The sequence below is a fragment of the Kribbella albertanoniae genome, assembly GCF_004348455.1.
GTDB classification, from domain to species: Bacteria; Actinomycetota; Actinomycetes; order Propionibacteriales; family Kribbellaceae; genus Kribbella; species Kribbella albertanoniae.
Genome location: NZ_SMKA01000223.1, coordinates 1 through 16,436, shown reverse-complemented (window position 1 = coordinate 16,436; position 16,436 = coordinate 1). Strand labels below are relative to the sequence as shown.

The following is a 16,436-nucleotide window of genomic DNA, read 5'->3' as shown; positions in this document are numbered from 1 at the left end:
CCTCACCTGACCCCCGCGGTCAGCTTCCGGGCTGTGGTTGCGGCCCGGAAAACGAGGGGATCTCCCTTCAATGTGCTGGTTCTCCCCTCAGAATCTGGCCAGAGAACGGGCAACTTCAACGGAGATCCCCTCAAATGTCCAAGGCCGGGAGGGCGAGCTCAGCCGAGCGGCCGGGGAATATGCGCAACGACAGGACGTATACGCCGGTCCGAACCGGCTGGCCAGCTGTGCTGAGCCTGGCGGCGACGTCCAGTAGACCTATACGTCCTGTTCTTGCGCCGGTCGGCTGGTGGGGGATTAGGGTCGGGGGATGGCGAGGAAGCCGGATGAGACGCGTGACGGGGTTGACCTGACCAATCTGGATGCGCCGTTGTTCGACGGGGCGGAGGCGACCAAGCGGGATCTGGTCGACTATCTGGATGCGGTGCACGAGTGGATGCTGCCGGAGTTGCGGGAGCGGCCGCTGTCGGTGATGCGGATCCGGCCGGGGCAGCCGGCGTTCATGCAGAAGAACGTGCCGAAGTACACGCCGGGGTGGGTGAGGACGACTTCGGTGTGGGCCGAAGCGTCGAAGCGCGAGGTGTCGTATGCGTTGTGCGACGACCGGCGGACGCTGCTGTGGTTCGCGAACCAGCGAGCGGTCGAGTATCACCCGACCCTGATGCGTGCCGACCGCTGGGATCGCGTCACCCATCTGGTGCTGGACCTGGATCCGCCGGAGGGGGACGACACGTTCGGCAAGGCGGTACAGGCGGCGTTCCTGGTGCGGCAGGCGCTGGCTGATGCCGGGCTGACCGGGGCGGTGAAGACCAGCGGGGCCAAGGGTGTGCACGTGATCGTGCCGATCGACGACTCGGTACCGATCGACGACGCGGCCGCGGCCACCCGTGCCATCGCTGCCCGTGCTGAGCGGATCGACCCCGCGGTCGCGACGACGGCGTACATCAAGGAGGACCGGCACGGGAAGGTCTTCGTGGACTCGACGCGCTCCGGCGGCGCAACCGTGGTGGCCGCCTACAGCCCGCGGATCCGCCCCGGTACGCCGGTCTCGTTCCCGGTCGGCTGGGACGACCTCGACCGCGTGACGCCCCGCGACTTCACCGTGCGTACCGCCGTCGACCAGTTGGCCGGCGCCGACCGCTGGGCCTCGCAGCTGCCCGAGCCGCAATCCCTCCCCGAGGACCTGCTCGAGGAGGGCCGCGCGATCCCGATCGCCCGCGTCGTCGCCATGCACGAAGGCAAACGCCGCAAGCGTGCCCAACGCGAAGCCGAGAAGGAGTGACGGTCAGCTCTCGGTTGCGGTAACGGTGTCGAGGGCGGCTTGGCGGACGTCGGGGGCGGGGTGGTTGCGCAGGGCAACTAGTAGGTCGCGCCACGTGGGGGACCAGCCGGTACGGCGGCCGGCGGGGGCGATGATGGCCCCGGCGAGTAGACCGGCCATCAGGGTGTCGGAGCGGAGGAGTTCGCGGGCGATCGGTTCGAGCTGCTCCGGGGTCCAGTGTGGGTGGGATTGACCGAGCCGCGAGCCGAGCAGGGACGCGGTGTTGTAGGCAACGATCGGGCGGTCCGCCACGGCCTCGATCAGCGCGGGCAGCTCGGCGGCGAGGTCGTTCCAGGCGATGCCGCGGATCAGCAGGTCCAGGCGGAGGTCGAGGAGCTCCGGGGTATCCAGTTCGGCAGCGATCACCTTGAGGATCCGGCGGGATTCGGCCGGCTTGCCCTGCAGTGCCCCGATCAGGCGTTTGCCCAGCTCAGCCAGGCGTTGCCGCGCCGGGTGATCGCGGTCGGGAAGGGCATTCGGCAGGTTGGGATCGTTCTCCGCGCGGACGAGCAGCTGCACGGCCGCCTGAAGGTCGTCCAGACCGCGGTCCGCGGCGACGATGGAGACGAGTGCGGCGGTCGCCTCGCTCCAGGTCTTCGAGTTCAGGTCGGTGATGAATCCGGCGCAGACCGGCGCCACCGACGGGCTCCACGCAGCCCACCGCGGCAGCGCCTGCAGCGCGGTCCGCACGACCTCGGGCTCGGGCCGGTTCGTCACGGCCACCACCAGTTCGGCGTACCGGGATCGGTACTTGGTGGCCATCCCGTACGCCGGTCGTTGCGTCAGCACGATCGCCGTGGCGGCGCTGTCGTGCACCGCCTCCTGCAGCAACGCCCAGCTGGCCGGTTCGTGCAGCAGGTACAGCGAGGCGGCGCTGGTGATCGCGGCGCGTACGTCCCGATGTGCACCACTCCACGCATCAGCCAGTACGGCGCTCGCCCCCGGTGCACGCAGTAGCCCGAGCAGCCGCGCGGCCTCCTTGCGCGCTGTCACCTTCGCGCCGTCGCCGGTGAGGATCGGGTGCAGGAGACCCGGCAACAGACTCGGCCGAACGAACTGCGCTGCCCGGCTGGCGGCGTACGACGCGACGCGTGCGCGGTCGTCGTTGGCGTGCGCGAGCAGAACCGGAAGAACCTCTTGTGGGGAATCGGTCCAGGCCAGGGCACTCAGCGCGGCCTCGCACAGCAGAACGTTGTCGTGCTCGAGGAACGGTTCGAGGGCTGCGCGGCCGACCGAGGGGATCCGGCCGAGCGTCGCTACCGCCTCCGCGCGTGACCATTCAGACATGCGTTCGTCGGCGGCTGCCTGCGCCACCAGCTCGGCGTACCGGGCTTGCTGGCGGGGGAGCCAGGACCGGAGTGCTCGGAGCGGGACCTCCCAGTCGGGGTCGTCGCCGTCGAAGCGCTGGGTAAGTTCCGGCTCGGCGAAGACGGCGTCGAGGAGATCGGTGCGCAGTTCGGTGACACCGCCCCAGACGTGCGGCCACTGGGCCATGCCGACGTCGCGCCGGATGATCTCGGCAATCCGCTCGCTGCGGGTGTCGCGCCGCCACAGCCAGAGCTCGCAGGCTTCGTCGACAGTTCTCTTCTTGTTCGACCAGACGCCTTGGGCGAGCGCGTCCTGAAGGTGGTCGATCGTCCAGCCACGCTTGTCGAAGGCCCGCGCGATCGCGAACGGCAGCCGGAACTCCGTGCGGGCGACCGCATTGTCGACGTACGGACGGAGGACGTCGTACACGGCGATCTCCTGGCCGCGGGGGAGACCGTCGAGCATCCCGTAGAGCATGATCGTGCCGTTGTTCTCGGTGATCCGCCCGTGCGCCTCCAGACCCCATTCGAGCAGGCCGGTCTGGTTGCGCGCGGCCCCTTGCCGGAGGGCGGTCAGCGCGACCTCGGCCAGCCAGTGCCGGGTGCTCCAGCTCGCGTCGCGGGATTCCAGCACAGCGGTCAGCAGGATCTGGAGTGAACCGGTGAGCTGGTCGCTCAAGGTTGACGGCGGCAACTCGTGGATGGCTTGCACGACAGCCCCGCGGACGTTGTCCCGATCGTTCCGGACCTGGGTCGCCCACTCCAGCGCGCTCGCGATGGCAGCGGGTTGCCGGGAGCGGCCGGCCGCTTCGATGATCGAGCGGTAGACGATGGCCCGGTCGTCGGCGTCCGGGTGGTGGACGTCCGGTGCGAGCAGGGCGAACGCTTCGTCGTACGGGAGGAAGGCGGCGGTCCGCCGGCGTTCGCGGTCGTGGTCGGCGATCGGGGCGAGGGCCAGCATCCTGCGGGCCTGCTCGACGCGCAGCTCATGCGGGAGGACGTTGAGCAGGCGGGCCGGCAGGACGGCTTGGCCGAGGTCGACGGACTTGGTGATGCCGGTGAAGATCGTCGCGCGGCGGCTCGGCGGGAGGTCCTCGAGGAGAAGGGTGGGGTCCGGCCAGAGCAGTTCACCGAGGGCGATCAGGTCGTCGTCGGCGTACCGGTTGAGGCGGCGGCGGACGGCCGGGGTGAGGACCTGGTGGAGCGTCTGCGCGCGGTCGGGTTCGAGCAGCAGTTCGAGGACAAGCGGATCGGCGTCGATCAGCAGGCCGAAGACCGAGGTGATTGCCGTCGGCAACTGCTCGGGTGGGAGGGCACGGACCAGCAGCAGCGTCGCGCGCTCGGGGTCGTGCTCCAGGACACCGGTCAGCCCGAACGCCGGGCCTTGCCACCACTCCTCGCGATCCGGCCCGGTAGGCATGGTGCGGAGCGCGTAGTCGTGCACAGGCCCGGGGTGTTTCGCGCCCAGACGGCGCCACTCGCCGCTACCGAGGCAGTAGGCCAGCTCGGGAAGGAGCCGCTCGACGGTCGCGTCGTCGGTGGCGACGAGCAGTGCGGCGGCGGCCGGATCACCCCAGCGCTCGCGGTGCTCGTCGATCAGGCGGGCGGCCAACCGCCTGCGGCCGGTCTTGCGAACGACCTGCAGGAGGCCGGTGCGCAGCCTGGCCGGGGCATCGTCGTACAGGATCCGCAGGTCGTCGTCCGAGACCGGTACGCCGTTCCCGACCGCGGCGAGCGCGCGAGAGTGGACCGACGGGATCGGATCGTTCAGCAGGCGCGTCACTGTCGCCACATCGCGGGTCGCCTCGGCGATGGTCAGGGCCAGGGAGCGTTCGTACGGCGTACCGGCGGTGAGCTCGCCGAGGAGATCCCGCAGGGCGGTTGCGCTCAGGCCGCGGGCCTCGGTGATGACGCGGCGGAGACGTTCGCCGTACGGGAGGCTGTCGATCGACCGCAGCAAGTCTTTGGCGCGCATGCGGTCATCCTGCCAAACCTCAGTGTCGTAGCGAGGCGTCCAGGATGAGGGAGGCCGCCTCGCGAGCGCGCAAGGCCGGGTCGGAGCCGCCGGAGATCGCGGAGCGGGTGATGGCGCCTTCGCTGAGCAGGATCAGGTGGTCGGCGAGGCGGTCGGGATCTTCGGCGCCGGCGGCCTTGGCGAGCCCGATCAGCGCCTGCCGGAACCCCTCCTTGTGCTGGAGCGCGAGCTCCGCGACCCGGGGTGAGACCGAGCCGAGCTCGCCGAAGGCGTTGATGAACGCGCAGCCGCGGTAGTCGCGTTGCTGGGACCAGTCGTAGAGGAAGTCGAAGACGGCCAGGATGCGGTCGCGGGGATCGGTCTTGGCCTCGACATGCTCGTTGAGCATCGTCTCCCAGAGGATGTTGCGGCGGTCCAGGTAGGCCTCGATCAGCACGTCCTTGCTGGGGAACAGCTGGTACAGGCGCTTGAGCGAGACGCCGGAGGCGGTCCGGATCGCGTCCATCCCGACGGCCTGGACTCCGCGCTCGTAGAACAGCGCGTCGGCCGCGTCGAGGACCTGCTGTTTCGCTGCCGCCGTGTCGATCGCCATGCTGCCGTTCCTCTCCGTGACCCACGCCACCTTGCGCGGAGAACCATCGTTCTCCTACAGTACAGGAGATGCGGAGAACGTACGTTCTCCGCACTGGAACCCGCCAGGAGGAGACTCACCATGACTGTTCTGGAACCCGCTGCCCAGGCCTTCGCCGATGCCACTGCGAAGCCGCCGTTCCTGTTCGAACTGCCGCCGGCCGAGGGTCGCAAGGCCGTCGACGAGGTGCAGACCACGGACTACCCGAAGCTGCCGGTCGACGAGGAGTGGATCACCGCGCCCGACGGCACCCGGGCCCGGATCATCAAGCCGAAGGGTGCGACCGGCGTACTGCCCGTCATCCTCTACCTCCACGGCGCCGGCTGGGTCTTCGGCAACGCGCACACCCACGACCGGCTGGTTCGTGAACTGGCGGTCGGTGCCGGTGCGGCGCTGGTCTTCCCGGAGTACGACCTGTCGCCGGAGGTTCGGTACCCGCACGCGCTCGAGCAGAACTACTCGGTCGCCCGATGGATCGTTGCTTCGGGCAAGGAGTATGGGCTGGACGCCGCCAAGCTGGCGATCGCGGGGGACTCGGTCGGTGGCAACATGACCGCGGCCGTGACGTTGCTGGCCAAGGAGCGGGGCGACGTGAAGTTCGTCCAGCAGGTGCTGTTCTACCCGGTGACCGATGCCTCGTTCGACACCGCGTCGTACCGGGAGTTCGCCGAGGGCTACTTCCTGGCTCGCGAAGGGATGAAGTGGTTCTGGGATCAGTACACGACCGACGAGGGCGAGCGGAACCAGATCACCGCGTCACCGCTGCGGGCATCGCTCGACCAGCTGGCGGGTCTGCCCCCGGCGCTCGTGATCACGGGTGCGGCCGACGTACTGCGGGACGAGGGTGAGGCCTACGCGGCCAAGCTGCTGGAGGCCGGCGTACCGACGACCGCGGTTCGGTTCGCGGCGATCATCCACGACTTCGTGATGCTGGACGCGCTCCGCGACACCCACGCCGCGACGGCCGCCATCGAGCTCGCGATCTCCACGCTGCGCAAGGCCCTCAACTGACGTGTTCGAGCTCGGCGAACGCGGCCGCCAGCTTCGGCAACGTGTAATGCGCGTTGAGTCCACTCGGGTTCGGCAGGACCCAGACCCGAGTGGACCCGATCACCCGCTCCTGCCGGCCCATCCGGGCCTTCGGTTCGCCGAACGCATCCCGGTATGCCGTCACTCCGACGACCGCGAGCCATTCCGGCTCGTACTTGAGAACCCGGCCGACGAGTCGCTGGCCGCCTTCGATGAACTCCGCCCGGCTCAGTTCGTCGGCCCGCGCTGACGGCCGCTCCACCACGTTGGTGATGCCGAGCCGGTACGAGAGCAGCTCGCTCTGTTCTGCAGGCAGGAGCAGCCGAGGCGTGAATCCACCCTGATGCAACGCCGGCCAGAACCTGTTGCCGGGCCGGGCGAAGTGATGCCCAGTCTGGGCCGACAGCAACCCCGGGTTGATCCCACAGAACAGAACCCTGAGCCCGGGGCCGATGACGTCAGGAAGGGGTTGCACAGGGGAACGGTAGCTGCGTCTTCCGACGGACAGGACGTATAGGTCTGATACCGCCGCGGGAGCGCGGGGCGGCAGCTCCCGAGGCGGGGTACTGGCCGTATACGTCCTGTCGTTCGGGGGATGGTCAGTCGTTTTCGTTGTTGAGGGCGGCGGGGAGTTGGGCGGCGATGCAGGAGCGGGCGACGAAGAGCCAGATGGTTTCGCCGAGGGCGTCGACGCGGATCATCGAGGCGCCGAGGTCGTTGGTGGAGTACCGGTAGCCGCCGGTGGATGGGAGAGCGAAGCCGACCGGGTCGTGGAGGCGGCCGGAGGCGTAGTTGCTGTCGACGAAATAGTTGTAGTAGCCGGTGCAGGCGGCGGGGTTGATGCGGACGATGATCGCGCCGTTGCCGGTGTGCGGTGCGACGTCGAAGTCGCGGCCGAAGGAACGGCGGTGGGACAGCCGCGAGCTGGTGTCGCTGCTGCAGCTGGCGGGGACCGGGGTCGAGCTCGAGGTGTTGAGGGCGCCGGGAACCAGGAAGGCGCAGAAGTTCGAGCCGTCACTGGCCCGCCAGCGGCCGAAGTGGAAGTTGTTCGGCGTGGTGGTGTGGACGTCGAAGCGGGTACCGGCGATCGCCGTACCCATCACGTAGCCGCACGACTTGTTCGCCAGCCAGCCGCCGGCGGGGATGGTGCCGAAGTTGTTGCAGGCGGCGGGTTTGGTGACGTTTCCCTTGGTGACGTACTGGTTGACGGCGTGCGCCGGGACCGCCAGTGCGCACAGCGTTGCGACGATGAGGGCCGCGAGGAGTCGTCTCATCAGCAGAACCAGCCGTCCTGGACCCAGCCGTCGTGGTTGATGTCGCCGTACGCGAAGCCGAAGGCCCACTCGCCGCTGATCTGCTTGACCAGGAAGGTCTGCGGTTTGTGCAGCGTGCCCATCCGGGCGCCGCCCGGCTTCACGCGCAGCTCGAGGTCCTGGGCGCAGACGGTCTCGCGGACGCCGACGGTACCGCCGGCGGCATGGGCCGGTACGGCGGTCAGGGCCGCACCGGTGATGAGCAGAGCACCGGCCAGCGCGGTGACGCGGCGCGCGCTCACCAGCTGCCCCATCCGCCGAGGCATTCGTAGCGGACGAAGCCCCAGTCGTTCGGGCCGAAGTCCTGGATCGAGGCCCAGCCGTTGTAGACCGGGTGCTTACCGCGGGTGTGGCCGACCTTGTTGCCGTACGCGAGGGTACGCAGCGGGTTCACCGGACCGGGGATCGAGAAGTTGTAGTTCTCGTACATCGTCGCGTCCTGGCAGATGATGATCGCGTGGTCGGGCACGTCGACGGCGACGGCGGCCTGTGTCCCGGCGACCAGTACGGCGCCGGTCACGGCGGCCGCGGTCAACAGGAAGGGGGCGGACTTCCTTGTCATCAGAACCTCCATGAAGTTGTTATCTGAGATGACGGTAAATCGTGTCGTCCAAGATGGCAATGGCTGTCATCACTGGATACAGTGAGCCGATGGGTGCCCGGGCGGAACGCAAGGCTTTCTACGGCATCGCCGAGATCGCGGACGCTCTCGGCCTGAACCGGCAGCTGGTCACGGCCTGGCGCCGCCGCCGCAGTCACGGCATCCCGGAACCCGATGGTGAGCTGTCGTCGGGACCGATCTGGCGCGGTACGACGATCGAGCCGTGGATCGACGTGGTTCGTTCCCAGCGGGACTCGCCGGCGCAGCCGATCAGCCCTGAGGTCGCGTTGCAGGCCGGTCGGCGGATGCTGCGAGTCGCGGCGTTGCTGCTGGAGGAACCGATCCGGTTGAAGCTGCTCAGCCAGTCGTTGGCCGAGGCGCGTGAGCTCCTGCCGATCGCCGAGGATGCGGCCGACGATCCGCTGGGCCGCGCCGTACGGGAGGTGTTGTCACCGCTGCGGACGGAGCCCAGCAACCTGCAGCGCTTCCGGCGGAAAGTGCTTGCTGAGTTAACACACCTGGAAACCCTGGTGGAGCTGGCGGCAGAATCCCTTCCGGAAGCAGACAGTGCGGGTTAGTGTGCGTGCCGTGATCGTCGAAGTACCTGGCTACCGCCTGGCGGAGCCGCTGGGTGCGGGTGCGACAGGGGTGGTGTACGCGGGGGTCCGGCTGGCCGATGGGGAGGCTGTCGCGGTCAAAGTCGTGCATCCGGAGCTGGTCGACTCGCAGTATCGTGACCGGCTGCGCCGCGAGGCTCAGCTGGCCGAAGCCGTCGTGCATCCGGGCGTGGTTCGCGTGCACGAGGTCGGCGGTGAACGCGACCAGGCCTGGCTGGCGATGGACCGGCTCAGCGGCCCGGATCTCCAGCAATTGCTGGATTCTGACGGTCCGTTCTCGGTCTCCCGGGCCGTGGAGCTGCTGGCCGACGTGGCTGACGCGGTCGACGCCGTACACCGGGCCGGCGTCATCCATCGCGACCTCAAACCGGCCAACATCATCCTCCACGACGGCCGCCCGATGGTCGCCGATTTCGGCGTCGCCCGGCAGCTTGCCAGCGTCGAGTCGACGACTGGGTTGGACCTGAGTGGTGATGCGTGGTTGCACAGCGGTACGCCGTCCGGTCCGTCCCTGGGGGCGATGGCGGGAACCGTTGCCTACATGGCGCCTGAGCAATGGCGCGGCGACCCCGTCACCCCAGCCACCGACGTTTACGCCCTCGGCGGCACCCTCTACGCCCTACTCACCGGACACCGTCCATACGAGCGCCGCACCCTCCCCGAACTCGCCTACGCCGTAGCCATGCTCCCGCCCCCGACGACCGGCAACGAGCAGTACGACGAAGTCGTCCGCCGAGCGATGGCAAAAGATCCAGCCGACCGCTACTCAACCGCAGCAGGCTTCGCGAACGCACTCCGTGGTGCTGGGGGTGGATCTCGCTCCGGTGTGAGATGGGGTCGGCGGCGGGTTGTGGCGGTGGCGGCTGCTGGGGTTGCTGTGTTGGGGGTGGGGATTGTTGCTGGGACTGTTCTTTCGCAAGGAGGGCCGGTCGAGCAGCTGACGGTTTGTGCTGAGGACGCGACGGTGCGGGATGCGCCACGGAGCAGGACTGTGGTGGCGACTGTTTATCGCGGGGATCGGTTGACGCCGGTTGCTCCTCGGGATGGGGCGAGCTGGGTGCAGGTTCGGTTGCCGGACGGGCGGACCGGGTGGTCCTTGACGGAGTACGTGCGGCACAGCTGTTAGGTCGTCAACCTGAGGTTGACGCAGCCGGATTGTCAACCTAGGGTTGACGCATGACTCCTGGACCGGATCTTCAGCAACTCATCAACACCATCAAGGACGACACCGGTAGTGCCGACGAGCTGCAGCAGCTCGCGACCGCGGCGTCGACCATCGGTGAGCTGACCGCCACTGGCGATGCCGCGCTGGGGTTCTTCGTGGACCGGGCGCGGGGCGCGGGCAAATCGTGGGTCGAGATCAGCGCGGTGCTCGGGGTGAGCAAGCAGGCCGCGCACAAGCGGTTCGCGGACTCGTTCAGTACGACGCCGCAGTTCGATCGGTACACGCAGCGCGCGACGCACGTCGTACAGGCGGGTGCTGCGGTGGCTCGCGAGCGGAACCACAACTTCGTCGGTACCGAGCACCTGCTGCTCGGCTTCTTCGCCGAACCCGACTCCATCGCGACCAAGGTGCTGACCGGCCGCGGCATCACCGAACAGACAGTCCGCGAGGCGATCGACGTACTCAGCCCGGCGTCCGAAACGACCGATACATCCACCCCGGCCGAACCGCCGTACACGCGTCGCGCGACGCACGTCCTGCACGGGGCCGTGGCGGAGGCGCTCACGCTCGGCCACAACTACGTCGGCACCGAGCATCTGCTGCTCGCGTTCTACCGTGATGCCCAGACTGTCGCGGCGAAGGTGCTGATCGGGCAGGGTCTTGATGAGCAGACTGCTTGGCAAGACACGCGCGTTCTGCTGGACCAGTACTCGAAGTAGGTTGGGGCGCATGCCTGACTGGTCTGTGCGGTTGCGTGAGTTGGCGGAGGCGGCCGCGGTACCGGGCGCAGTGCTCGGTATCTGGGCCGACGGTGAAACGACGATCACGCCGTACGGCGTCCTCAATGTCGCGACCGGGGTCGAGACCACCGCCGACTCGCTGTTCCACCTCGGTTCGATCAGCAAGGCGTGGACGGCGACGATGATCGTTCAGCTGGCCGACGAGGGCCGGTTCGACCTCGACGACACCGTGGTCAAGGTGTTGCCGGAAGCACCGATCGATCCGCGGATCACCGTCCGGCACCTGCTCACCCACACCAGTGGTATCGACGGCGACGTCTTCACCGACACCGGCCGCGGCGACGACTGCATCGAGCGGTACGTCGCTCTGCTGGCCGACGTCGAGCTTCTCTTCGACCCCGGTACGGCGTACTCGTACTGCAACGCCGGCTTCGTCCTGCTCGGCCGCATCATCGAGGTCCTCGACGAGCGCAGCTGGGACGAGTCCCTCCGCGCCCGCGTGATCCAGCCCCTGGGACTGGAGAAAACCGTCACGCTCCCCGAGGAGGCGATCCTGCACCGCGCCGCGGTCGGGCACCTCGATACCGACGGCAGCCGGGTCCGCAACTGGCAACTCCCGCGCAGCCTCGGCGCGGCCGGCCTGATCGCCAGTACGGCGGCCGACGTACTGACGTTCGCTGTCGAGCACCTGAGTCACTACGAATCGATGCGGGAGCCTCAGCACCTCCCCGTCGACGGCACGGGTGGATTCACCGACCTCGGGCTGGCCTGGCGGCTGTATGACTGGGGCGGGCGGCGCCTGTTCGGCCACGACGGCTCCACGATCTCCCAACTTGCCTACCTCCGCGTGGATCCCGAGGCTCGCCTCGCGGTCTGCCTGCTGACCAACTCCGGCAACGGCGACACCCTCTTCGCCTCGGTCGCGACGGAGGTCTTCACCCACTACGTCGGCGTCGCGCCTCCAGTGCAGGCGGAACCGGTCGAGGGCCTCGTCGACGACCGCCATGTCGGGCGGTACGAACGCGCCGGTGTCCGGTTCGATGTCACCCGGGCCGACGACCACCTCGTGCTGGAGTACCGCGCGACGGGCGACCGCCGGGCCGTCGCAGAACGGCCGGACGTCACCTTTCACGCGTACCCGGCGGACCCGGCCGACGGCAACCACTTCGTCACCCGCAGTACCTCCGCTCATCCGTGGACTCTGCTGACCTTCACCGGCACGCATCTGTTCGCCTCCGGGCGCTTGACGCCCAGGCGCTGAGATGCAGCTCTAGTTTTTTGGGCTGACCGAGCTAACGTCGTGACGTGACCAGTGCACCTGCTGAACTTCCTCGTACGGCTGGTGACCTTCGGGCCGCCGGCTATCTGCCTCGGTCAGTCAAGGCCGAGCTCCGTGACAACCTGCTGAAAGAACTCCGGGCCGGGCGTAATCCCTGGCCCGGCATCGTCGGCTTCACCCGTACGGTGATTCCGCAACTCGAACGCGCCCTGCTGGCGGGGCATGACGTCGTACTGCTGGGTGAGCGCGGCCAGGGCAAGACCCGGCTGCTGCGCACCATGGTCGGCCTGCTCGACGAGTGGACCCCGGTGATCGAGGGCGCCGAGCTGCCCGAGCACCCGCTCGAGCCGATCACGCCTGCGTCGATCCGGCGCGCGGCCGAGCTAGGTGACGAGCTGCCGGTGGTGTGGCTGCACCGCAGTCTTCGGTACGCCGAAAAGCTCGCGACCCCCGATACCTCGGTCGGTGACCTGATCGGTGATGTCGACCCGGTGAAGGTTGCCGAGGGCCGCAGTCTCGGCGACCCGGAGACCATCCACTTCGGACTCGTTCCGCGTTCGCACCGCGGGATCGTGGCGATCAACGAGCTGCCCGACCTGGCCGAGCGGATCCAGGTCGCGTTGCTGAACGTGATGGAGGAGCGCGACATCCAGGTCCGCGGGTACACGCTGCGGCTGCCGCTGGACGTGTTGCTGGTGGCAACGGCCAACCCGGAGGACTACACAAACCGCGGTCGCATCATCACGCCGCTGAAGGACCGGTTCGGTGCCGAGGTGCGGACACACTACCCGCTCGACATCGAGTCCGAGATCGACGTGATCCGGCAGGAGGCCGAGCTTACGGCCGAGGTCGGGGAGCCGCTGCTGGAGGTGCTGGCGCGGTTCGTCCGGCACTTGCGGGAGTCGCCGGCCATCGACCAGCGGTCGGGTGTTTCGGCCCGGTTCGCGGTGGCTGCGGCGGAGACGATTGCCGCGGCGGCGTTGCGGCGGAGTGCGATCACCGGTGAGGAGCCGGCGGTGGCACGTCCGGTCGACCTCGACGCGGTCCCCGCCGTACTGCGGGGCAAGCTGGAGTTCGAGCCGGGGGAGGAGGGGCGCGAGGTCGAGCTGCTCGAGTACCTGCTGCGTCGCTCGGTCGCCGACACCGCACGGGAGCGGTTCGCCGGTCTCGACCTGACGCCGCTCGCCAATGCGGTTGCCGAGGGCAACCTTGTGGTCACCGGTGAGCGGGTGCCCGGCAAGGATGTGCTGGCCGCGCTGCCCGAGCTTCCGGTGCTGCACGATGTCGCGGCCCGGGCCGGTGTCGAGGCGGACGAGTCACCTGGGCGGATCGCTGCGGCTGTTGAGCTCGCGCTCGAGGCGCTCTACCTGTCCAAGCGGGTGGCCAAGGACGCCGACGACGACACCACGGTGTACGGCGTCTGATGACCATCCCGGAAGGCTGGTCCTACGGGCCGTGGCACGACGGGCCGGATCCACTGGCGCCACCGGTGGACCTGCGGGACGCGCTCGACGAGATCGGCCGCGACGTGATGAACGGATCCTCGCCGCGATCTGCGCTGGAGGAGTTGCTCCGGCGCGGCACGCAGCGGACGCAGGGTCTGGACGACCTGACCCGGCGGCTGTGGGAGCGCCGCCGGGAGATCCAGCGGCGGCACAACCTCGACGGCACGCTCCGCGATGTGCAGCGGTTGCTGGACGAAGCTTTGGAGGCGGAGCGGCGCGAGCTGTTCCCGAACCCTTCCGACGATGCGCGGTTCCGCGAGGTGCAGTTGGACGCACTGCCTTCGGGTACGGCGGCCGCCGTACGGGAGCTGGCGTCGTACGACTGGCAGTCGTCGGAAGGGCGTGCGAAGTACGAGGAGATCCGCGAACTGCTCGGGCGGGAGTTGCTCGGGTCGCGGTTCGAGGGCATGAAGGACGCGTTGCAGCAGACGACGCCGGAGGACGTCGAGCGGATCAACGAGATGCTTGGTGATCTGAACGCGTTGCTGGCTGCGCATGCGCAGGGTCGGCCGGATGTGCCTCAGCTGTTCGAACAGTTCATGGCCAAGCACGGGGAGTTCTTTCCGGAGAATCCGCGGACGGTCGAGGAGCTGATCGACGTACTGGCTGCTCGGGCGGCCGCGGCGCAGCGAATGATGAACTCGATGACACCGGAGCAACGGGCCGAGCTTGCCGAGTTGTCGCAGCAGGCTTTTGGCAGTCCGCAGCTGGCTCAGCAGTTGGCGCAGCTGGATTCTCAGCTGCAGTCGTTGCGGCCGGGTGAGGATTGGTCGGGTTCGGCGCAGATGAGCGGTGATGATCCGCTCGGGCTCGCCGAGGGTGCGCGGGCGATGTCGGATCTGGCTGAGCTGGACGCGTTGGCCGAGCAGTTGGCGCAGTCGTATCCGGGTGCGCGGCTCGAGGACATCGATCTGGATGCGTTGACCCGGCAGTTGGGTGATGAGGCGACGGTCGACGCTCGGCGGTTGAGCGAGCTCGAGCGGCAGCTTCGCGACCAGGGTCTGCTGGAGCGGGCGCCGGACGGCTCACTGCAGTTGTCGCCGAAGGCGCTGCGGCAGTTGGGGCAGACGGCGTTGGCCGACGTACTGCGGTCTGCGCGTGGTTCGGGGGAGCGGGATGCGGCGAATGCCGGTGCTGCGGGTGAGCTGAGTGGGTCGACGCGGCCTTGGCAGTTCGGCGACACCCAGGCGTGGGACGTGTCGCGGACGGTGCGGAACGCCGTACTGCGGACTGCTGGGCGTGGTTCTTCCGTGCAGCTCGACGTAGCTGATGTGGAGATCGCCGAGACCGAACACCGCGCTCGGGCCGCGGTCGCGTTGCTGGTCGACACGTCGTGGTCGATGGTGCAAGAAAACCGCTGGCTCCCGATGAAGCGGACCGCCCTCGCCCTGCACCAACTGATCTCGACCCGCTACCGCAACGACGCGCTCCAGCTGATCACCTTCGGCCGGTACGCCGGAGTCGTCGAGCTGCCGCAACTGATCGGTCTCGAAGGCACCTGGGAACAAGGCACCAACGCCCACCACGCCCTCCTGCTCGCCGGCCGTCACCTCCGCCGTCACCCCGACGCCCAACCGGTCGTCCTGATGGTCACCGACGGCGAACCGACCGCCCACCTGGAACCCGACGGCACCGCCGAGTTCTCCTACCCGCCCGAACCGGCCACCCTCCGCAAAACCATCTTCGAGGTAGACCGCCTGGCCAAACTAGGCGCCACCCTCACCGTCTTCCGCCTGGGCGACGACCCCCGCCTGAACGCCTTCGTCGACCTCCTCGCCCGCCGCTCCGGCGGCCGAGTAGTAGCCCCGGACGCAGACGGCCTGGGCGCCGCCGTAGTCAGCGACTACCTCCAAACCCGCCGCAAGCTCTAGCCCAAACCCCACGCGCCCGCCCGCCCCGGCGGGCGCGTTAGGTTTGCGCGTGCACCTCAGACACTGATCAACCCGCCCGGCCGGTGCCGCTCGAGTCGGCGCCAAGCGTGCGCCCCGCGCGACCAACCGCGGTTGATAGTGCGGGCGGTCCGGACGCGCAGGCCATCACAATTGCTCGTCCGGCGACCGCGCCCGCTTGAACTCGGTCGGCGCACCCATTTGTGATGGCCTGTAGGTCCGGACGCCCACCACCCAATAACCGTCCCGATCCGGTGCTCCCGGCCGATCGCCAAGCGTGCGGCGCGGGCTTCGGGCGAGGTTGGTGGGTGATGGCGGTCCGCCGGAATCTCGTCTGCGCGGGCGCGCAGGCCATCACAATTGCTCGTCCGGCGACCGCGCCCGCTTGAACTCGGTCGGTGCACCCATTTGTGATGGCCTGACGGTCCGGACGCCCACCACCCAATAACCGTCCCGATCCGGTGCTCCCGGCCGATGGCCAAGCGTGCGGCGCGGGTTTCGGGGGAGGTTGGTGGGTGATGGCGGTCCGCCTGAGTCTCGTCTGCGCGGGCGCGCAGGCCATCACAATTGCTCGTCCGGCGACCGCGCCCGCTTGAACTCGGTCGGTGCACCCATTTGTGATGGCCTGTCGGTCCGGACCCCCATCACCCAATAACCCTCCCGATCCGGTGCTCCCGGCCGATCGCCAAGCGTGCGGCGCGGGCTTCGGGCGAGGTTGGTGGGTGATGGCGGTCCGCCCCCGCCCGCCGCAAACCTCACCTGCGACTGAACCCACCGTGCCGCGCGACCGAACCCACCGTGCTCGGCGACTGCACCCACCGTGCGTGACCCACCGTGCCCCGCGAGTGAACCCATGGTGCGCGACCCGCCGCGCCCCACTGAACCCACCGTGCCCGGTGCCCACCGTGCCCGGTGATCGAAGGCGCCGTGCCGCGCGAGTGAACGCACTGTGCTGTGGTTGCTTGAGTGGGGGGAGTGTGTCGTTGGAATTCGATTTCTGGCGGCATGGTTCGGACAGTCGGCGGCATGGTGGGCACACTCGCGTGGATGGGGGTGGCCGGGGC

At 68.7% G+C, this 16,436-nt stretch carries 14 protein-coding genes; 8 read left to right on the top strand and 6 right to left on the bottom strand.

Going from position 1 to position 16,436, the window contains the following annotated elements; translation table 11 throughout:
* The first annotated feature begins 310 nt into the window (after positions 1-310).
* Positions 311-1,282, top strand: a complete 972-nt coding sequence (ligD, locus tag E1261_RS33700; RefSeq protein WP_132413739.1) for a non-homologous end-joining DNA ligase — start codon at positions 311-313, stop codon at positions 1,280-1,282.
* A 3-nt stretch (positions 1,283-1,285) separates the two neighbouring features.
* Here the strand turns inward: ligD and E1261_RS33695 are convergent, their stop codons facing one another.
* Both E1261_RS33695 and E1261_RS33690 read right to left on the bottom strand, forming a co-directional pair.
* Entirely contained in the window at positions 1,286-4,603 is a 3,318-nt protein-coding gene (locus E1261_RS33695) for a hypothetical protein (protein WP_132413738.1), read from the bottom strand.
* 19 nt (positions 4,604-4,622) lie between these two features.
* Positions 4,623-5,195 carry a TetR/AcrR family transcriptional regulator gene (locus E1261_RS33690; protein WP_132413737.1) on the bottom strand — a complete coding sequence of 191 codons (573 nt, stop codon included), beginning with the start codon at positions 5,193-5,195 and terminating at the stop codon, positions 4,623-4,625.
* Positions 5,196-5,315: 120 nt separating this feature from the next.
* On the opposite strand from E1261_RS33690, the gene E1261_RS33685 reads away from it, so the two are divergent.
* Positions 5,316-6,245 carry an alpha/beta hydrolase gene (locus E1261_RS33685; RefSeq protein ID WP_132413736.1) on the top strand — a complete coding sequence of 310 codons (930 nt, stop codon included), beginning with the start codon at positions 5,316-5,318 and terminating at the stop codon, positions 6,243-6,245.
* On the opposite strand, the gene mug is transcribed toward E1261_RS33685, so the two are convergent.
* From mug to E1261_RS33665, 4 genes are all read right to left on the bottom strand, one after another.
* Entirely contained in the window at positions 6,238-6,738 is a 501-nt protein-coding gene (mug, locus tag E1261_RS33680; RefSeq protein WP_132413735.1) for a G/U mismatch-specific DNA glycosylase, read from the bottom strand. The two genes, E1261_RS33685 and mug, sit on opposite strands and share 8 nt — an antisense overlap.
* A gap of 124 nt (positions 6,739-6,862) precedes the next feature.
* On the bottom strand, positions 6,863-7,537 hold the full coding sequence (locus E1261_RS33675) for a hypothetical protein (protein ID WP_132413734.1): 675 nt from the start codon (positions 7,535-7,537) through the stop codon (positions 6,863-6,865).
* On the bottom strand, positions 7,537-7,818 hold the full coding sequence (locus tag E1261_RS33670) for a hypothetical protein (RefSeq protein WP_202875263.1): 282 nt from the start codon (positions 7,816-7,818) through the stop codon (positions 7,537-7,539). Before E1261_RS33670 ends, E1261_RS33675 begins: the two co-directional genes overlap by 1 nt.
* On the bottom strand, positions 7,815-8,138 hold the full coding sequence (locus E1261_RS33665) for a hypothetical protein (RefSeq protein ID WP_132413733.1): 324 nt from the start codon (positions 8,136-8,138) through the stop codon (positions 7,815-7,817). Before E1261_RS33665 ends, E1261_RS33670 begins: the two co-directional genes overlap by 4 nt.
* Before the next feature lie 89 nt (positions 8,139-8,227).
* On the opposite strand from E1261_RS33665, the gene E1261_RS33660 reads away from it, so the two are divergent.
* The 6 genes from E1261_RS33660 to E1261_RS33635 are packed head-to-tail and all read left to right on the top strand — an operon-like array spanning position 8,228 to position 15,354.
* Positions 8,228-8,755: a hypothetical protein gene (locus tag E1261_RS33660; protein WP_132413732.1), complete on the top strand. Its 528-nt coding sequence runs from the start codon at positions 8,228-8,230 to the stop codon at positions 8,753-8,755.
* A gap of 10 nt (positions 8,756-8,765) precedes the next feature.
* Positions 8,766-9,920: a serine/threonine protein kinase gene (locus E1261_RS33655; RefSeq protein WP_165952740.1), complete on the top strand. Its 1,155-nt coding sequence runs from the start codon at positions 8,766-8,768 to the stop codon at positions 9,918-9,920.
* A 50-nt stretch (positions 9,921-9,970) separates the two neighbouring features.
* Positions 9,971-10,678, top strand: coding sequence for a Clp protease N-terminal domain-containing protein (locus E1261_RS33650; protein WP_132413730.1), 708 nt, complete (start codon positions 9,971-9,973; stop codon positions 10,676-10,678).
* Between the two features lie 10 nt (positions 10,679-10,688).
* The gene (locus tag E1261_RS33645; protein ID WP_132413729.1) at positions 10,689-11,960 is read left to right on the top strand and encodes a serine hydrolase domain-containing protein; all 1,272 of its coding nucleotides are present in this window, start codon (positions 10,689-10,691) and stop codon (positions 11,958-11,960) included.
* A gap of 44 nt (positions 11,961-12,004) precedes the next feature.
* A complete protein-coding gene (locus E1261_RS33640) occupies positions 12,005-13,402 on the top strand; it encodes a sigma 54-interacting transcriptional regulator (RefSeq protein ID WP_132413728.1) in 1,398 nt (465 codons plus the stop codon).
* The gene (locus E1261_RS33635) at positions 13,402-15,354 is read left to right on the top strand and encodes a vWA domain-containing protein (RefSeq protein WP_132413727.1); all 1,953 of its coding nucleotides are present in this window, start codon (positions 13,402-13,404) and stop codon (positions 15,352-15,354) included. Before E1261_RS33640 ends, E1261_RS33635 begins: the two co-directional genes overlap by 1 nt.
* Positions 15,355-16,436 lie beyond the last annotated feature (1,082 nt).

What these genes read in the sequence shown, in the direction of transcription:
- ligD (WP_132413739.1), top strand. Translation starts at nt 311, where the DNA reads ATGGCGAGGAAGCCGGATGAGACGCGTGACGGGGTTGACCTGACCAAT.
- E1261_RS33695 (WP_132413738.1), bottom strand. Translation starts at nt 4,603, where the DNA reads ATGCGCGCCAAAGACTTGCTGCGGTCGATCGACAGCCTCCCGTACGGC.
- E1261_RS33690 (WP_132413737.1), bottom strand. Translation starts at nt 5,195, where the DNA reads ATGGCGATCGACACGGCGGCAGCGAAACAGCAGGTCCTCGACGCGGCC.
- E1261_RS33685 (WP_132413736.1), top strand. Translation starts at nt 5,316, where the DNA reads ATGACTGTTCTGGAACCCGCTGCCCAGGCCTTCGCCGATGCCACTGCG.
- E1261_RS33675 (WP_132413734.1), bottom strand. Translation starts at nt 7,537, where the DNA reads ATGAGACGACTCCTCGCGGCCCTCATCGTCGCAACGCTGTGCGCACTG.
- E1261_RS33665 (WP_132413733.1), bottom strand. Translation starts at nt 8,138, where the DNA reads ATGACAAGGAAGTCCGCCCCCTTCCTGTTGACCGCGGCCGCCGTGACC.
- E1261_RS33660 (WP_132413732.1), top strand. Translation starts at nt 8,228, where the DNA reads ATGGGTGCCCGGGCGGAACGCAAGGCTTTCTACGGCATCGCCGAGATC.
- E1261_RS33650 (WP_132413730.1), top strand. Translation starts at nt 9,971, where the DNA reads ATGACTCCTGGACCGGATCTTCAGCAACTCATCAACACCATCAAGGAC.
- E1261_RS33645 (WP_132413729.1), top strand. Translation starts at nt 10,689, where the DNA reads ATGCCTGACTGGTCTGTGCGGTTGCGTGAGTTGGCGGAGGCGGCCGCG.
- E1261_RS33635 (WP_132413727.1), top strand. Translation starts at nt 13,402, where the DNA reads ATGACCATCCCGGAAGGCTGGTCCTACGGGCCGTGGCACGACGGGCCG.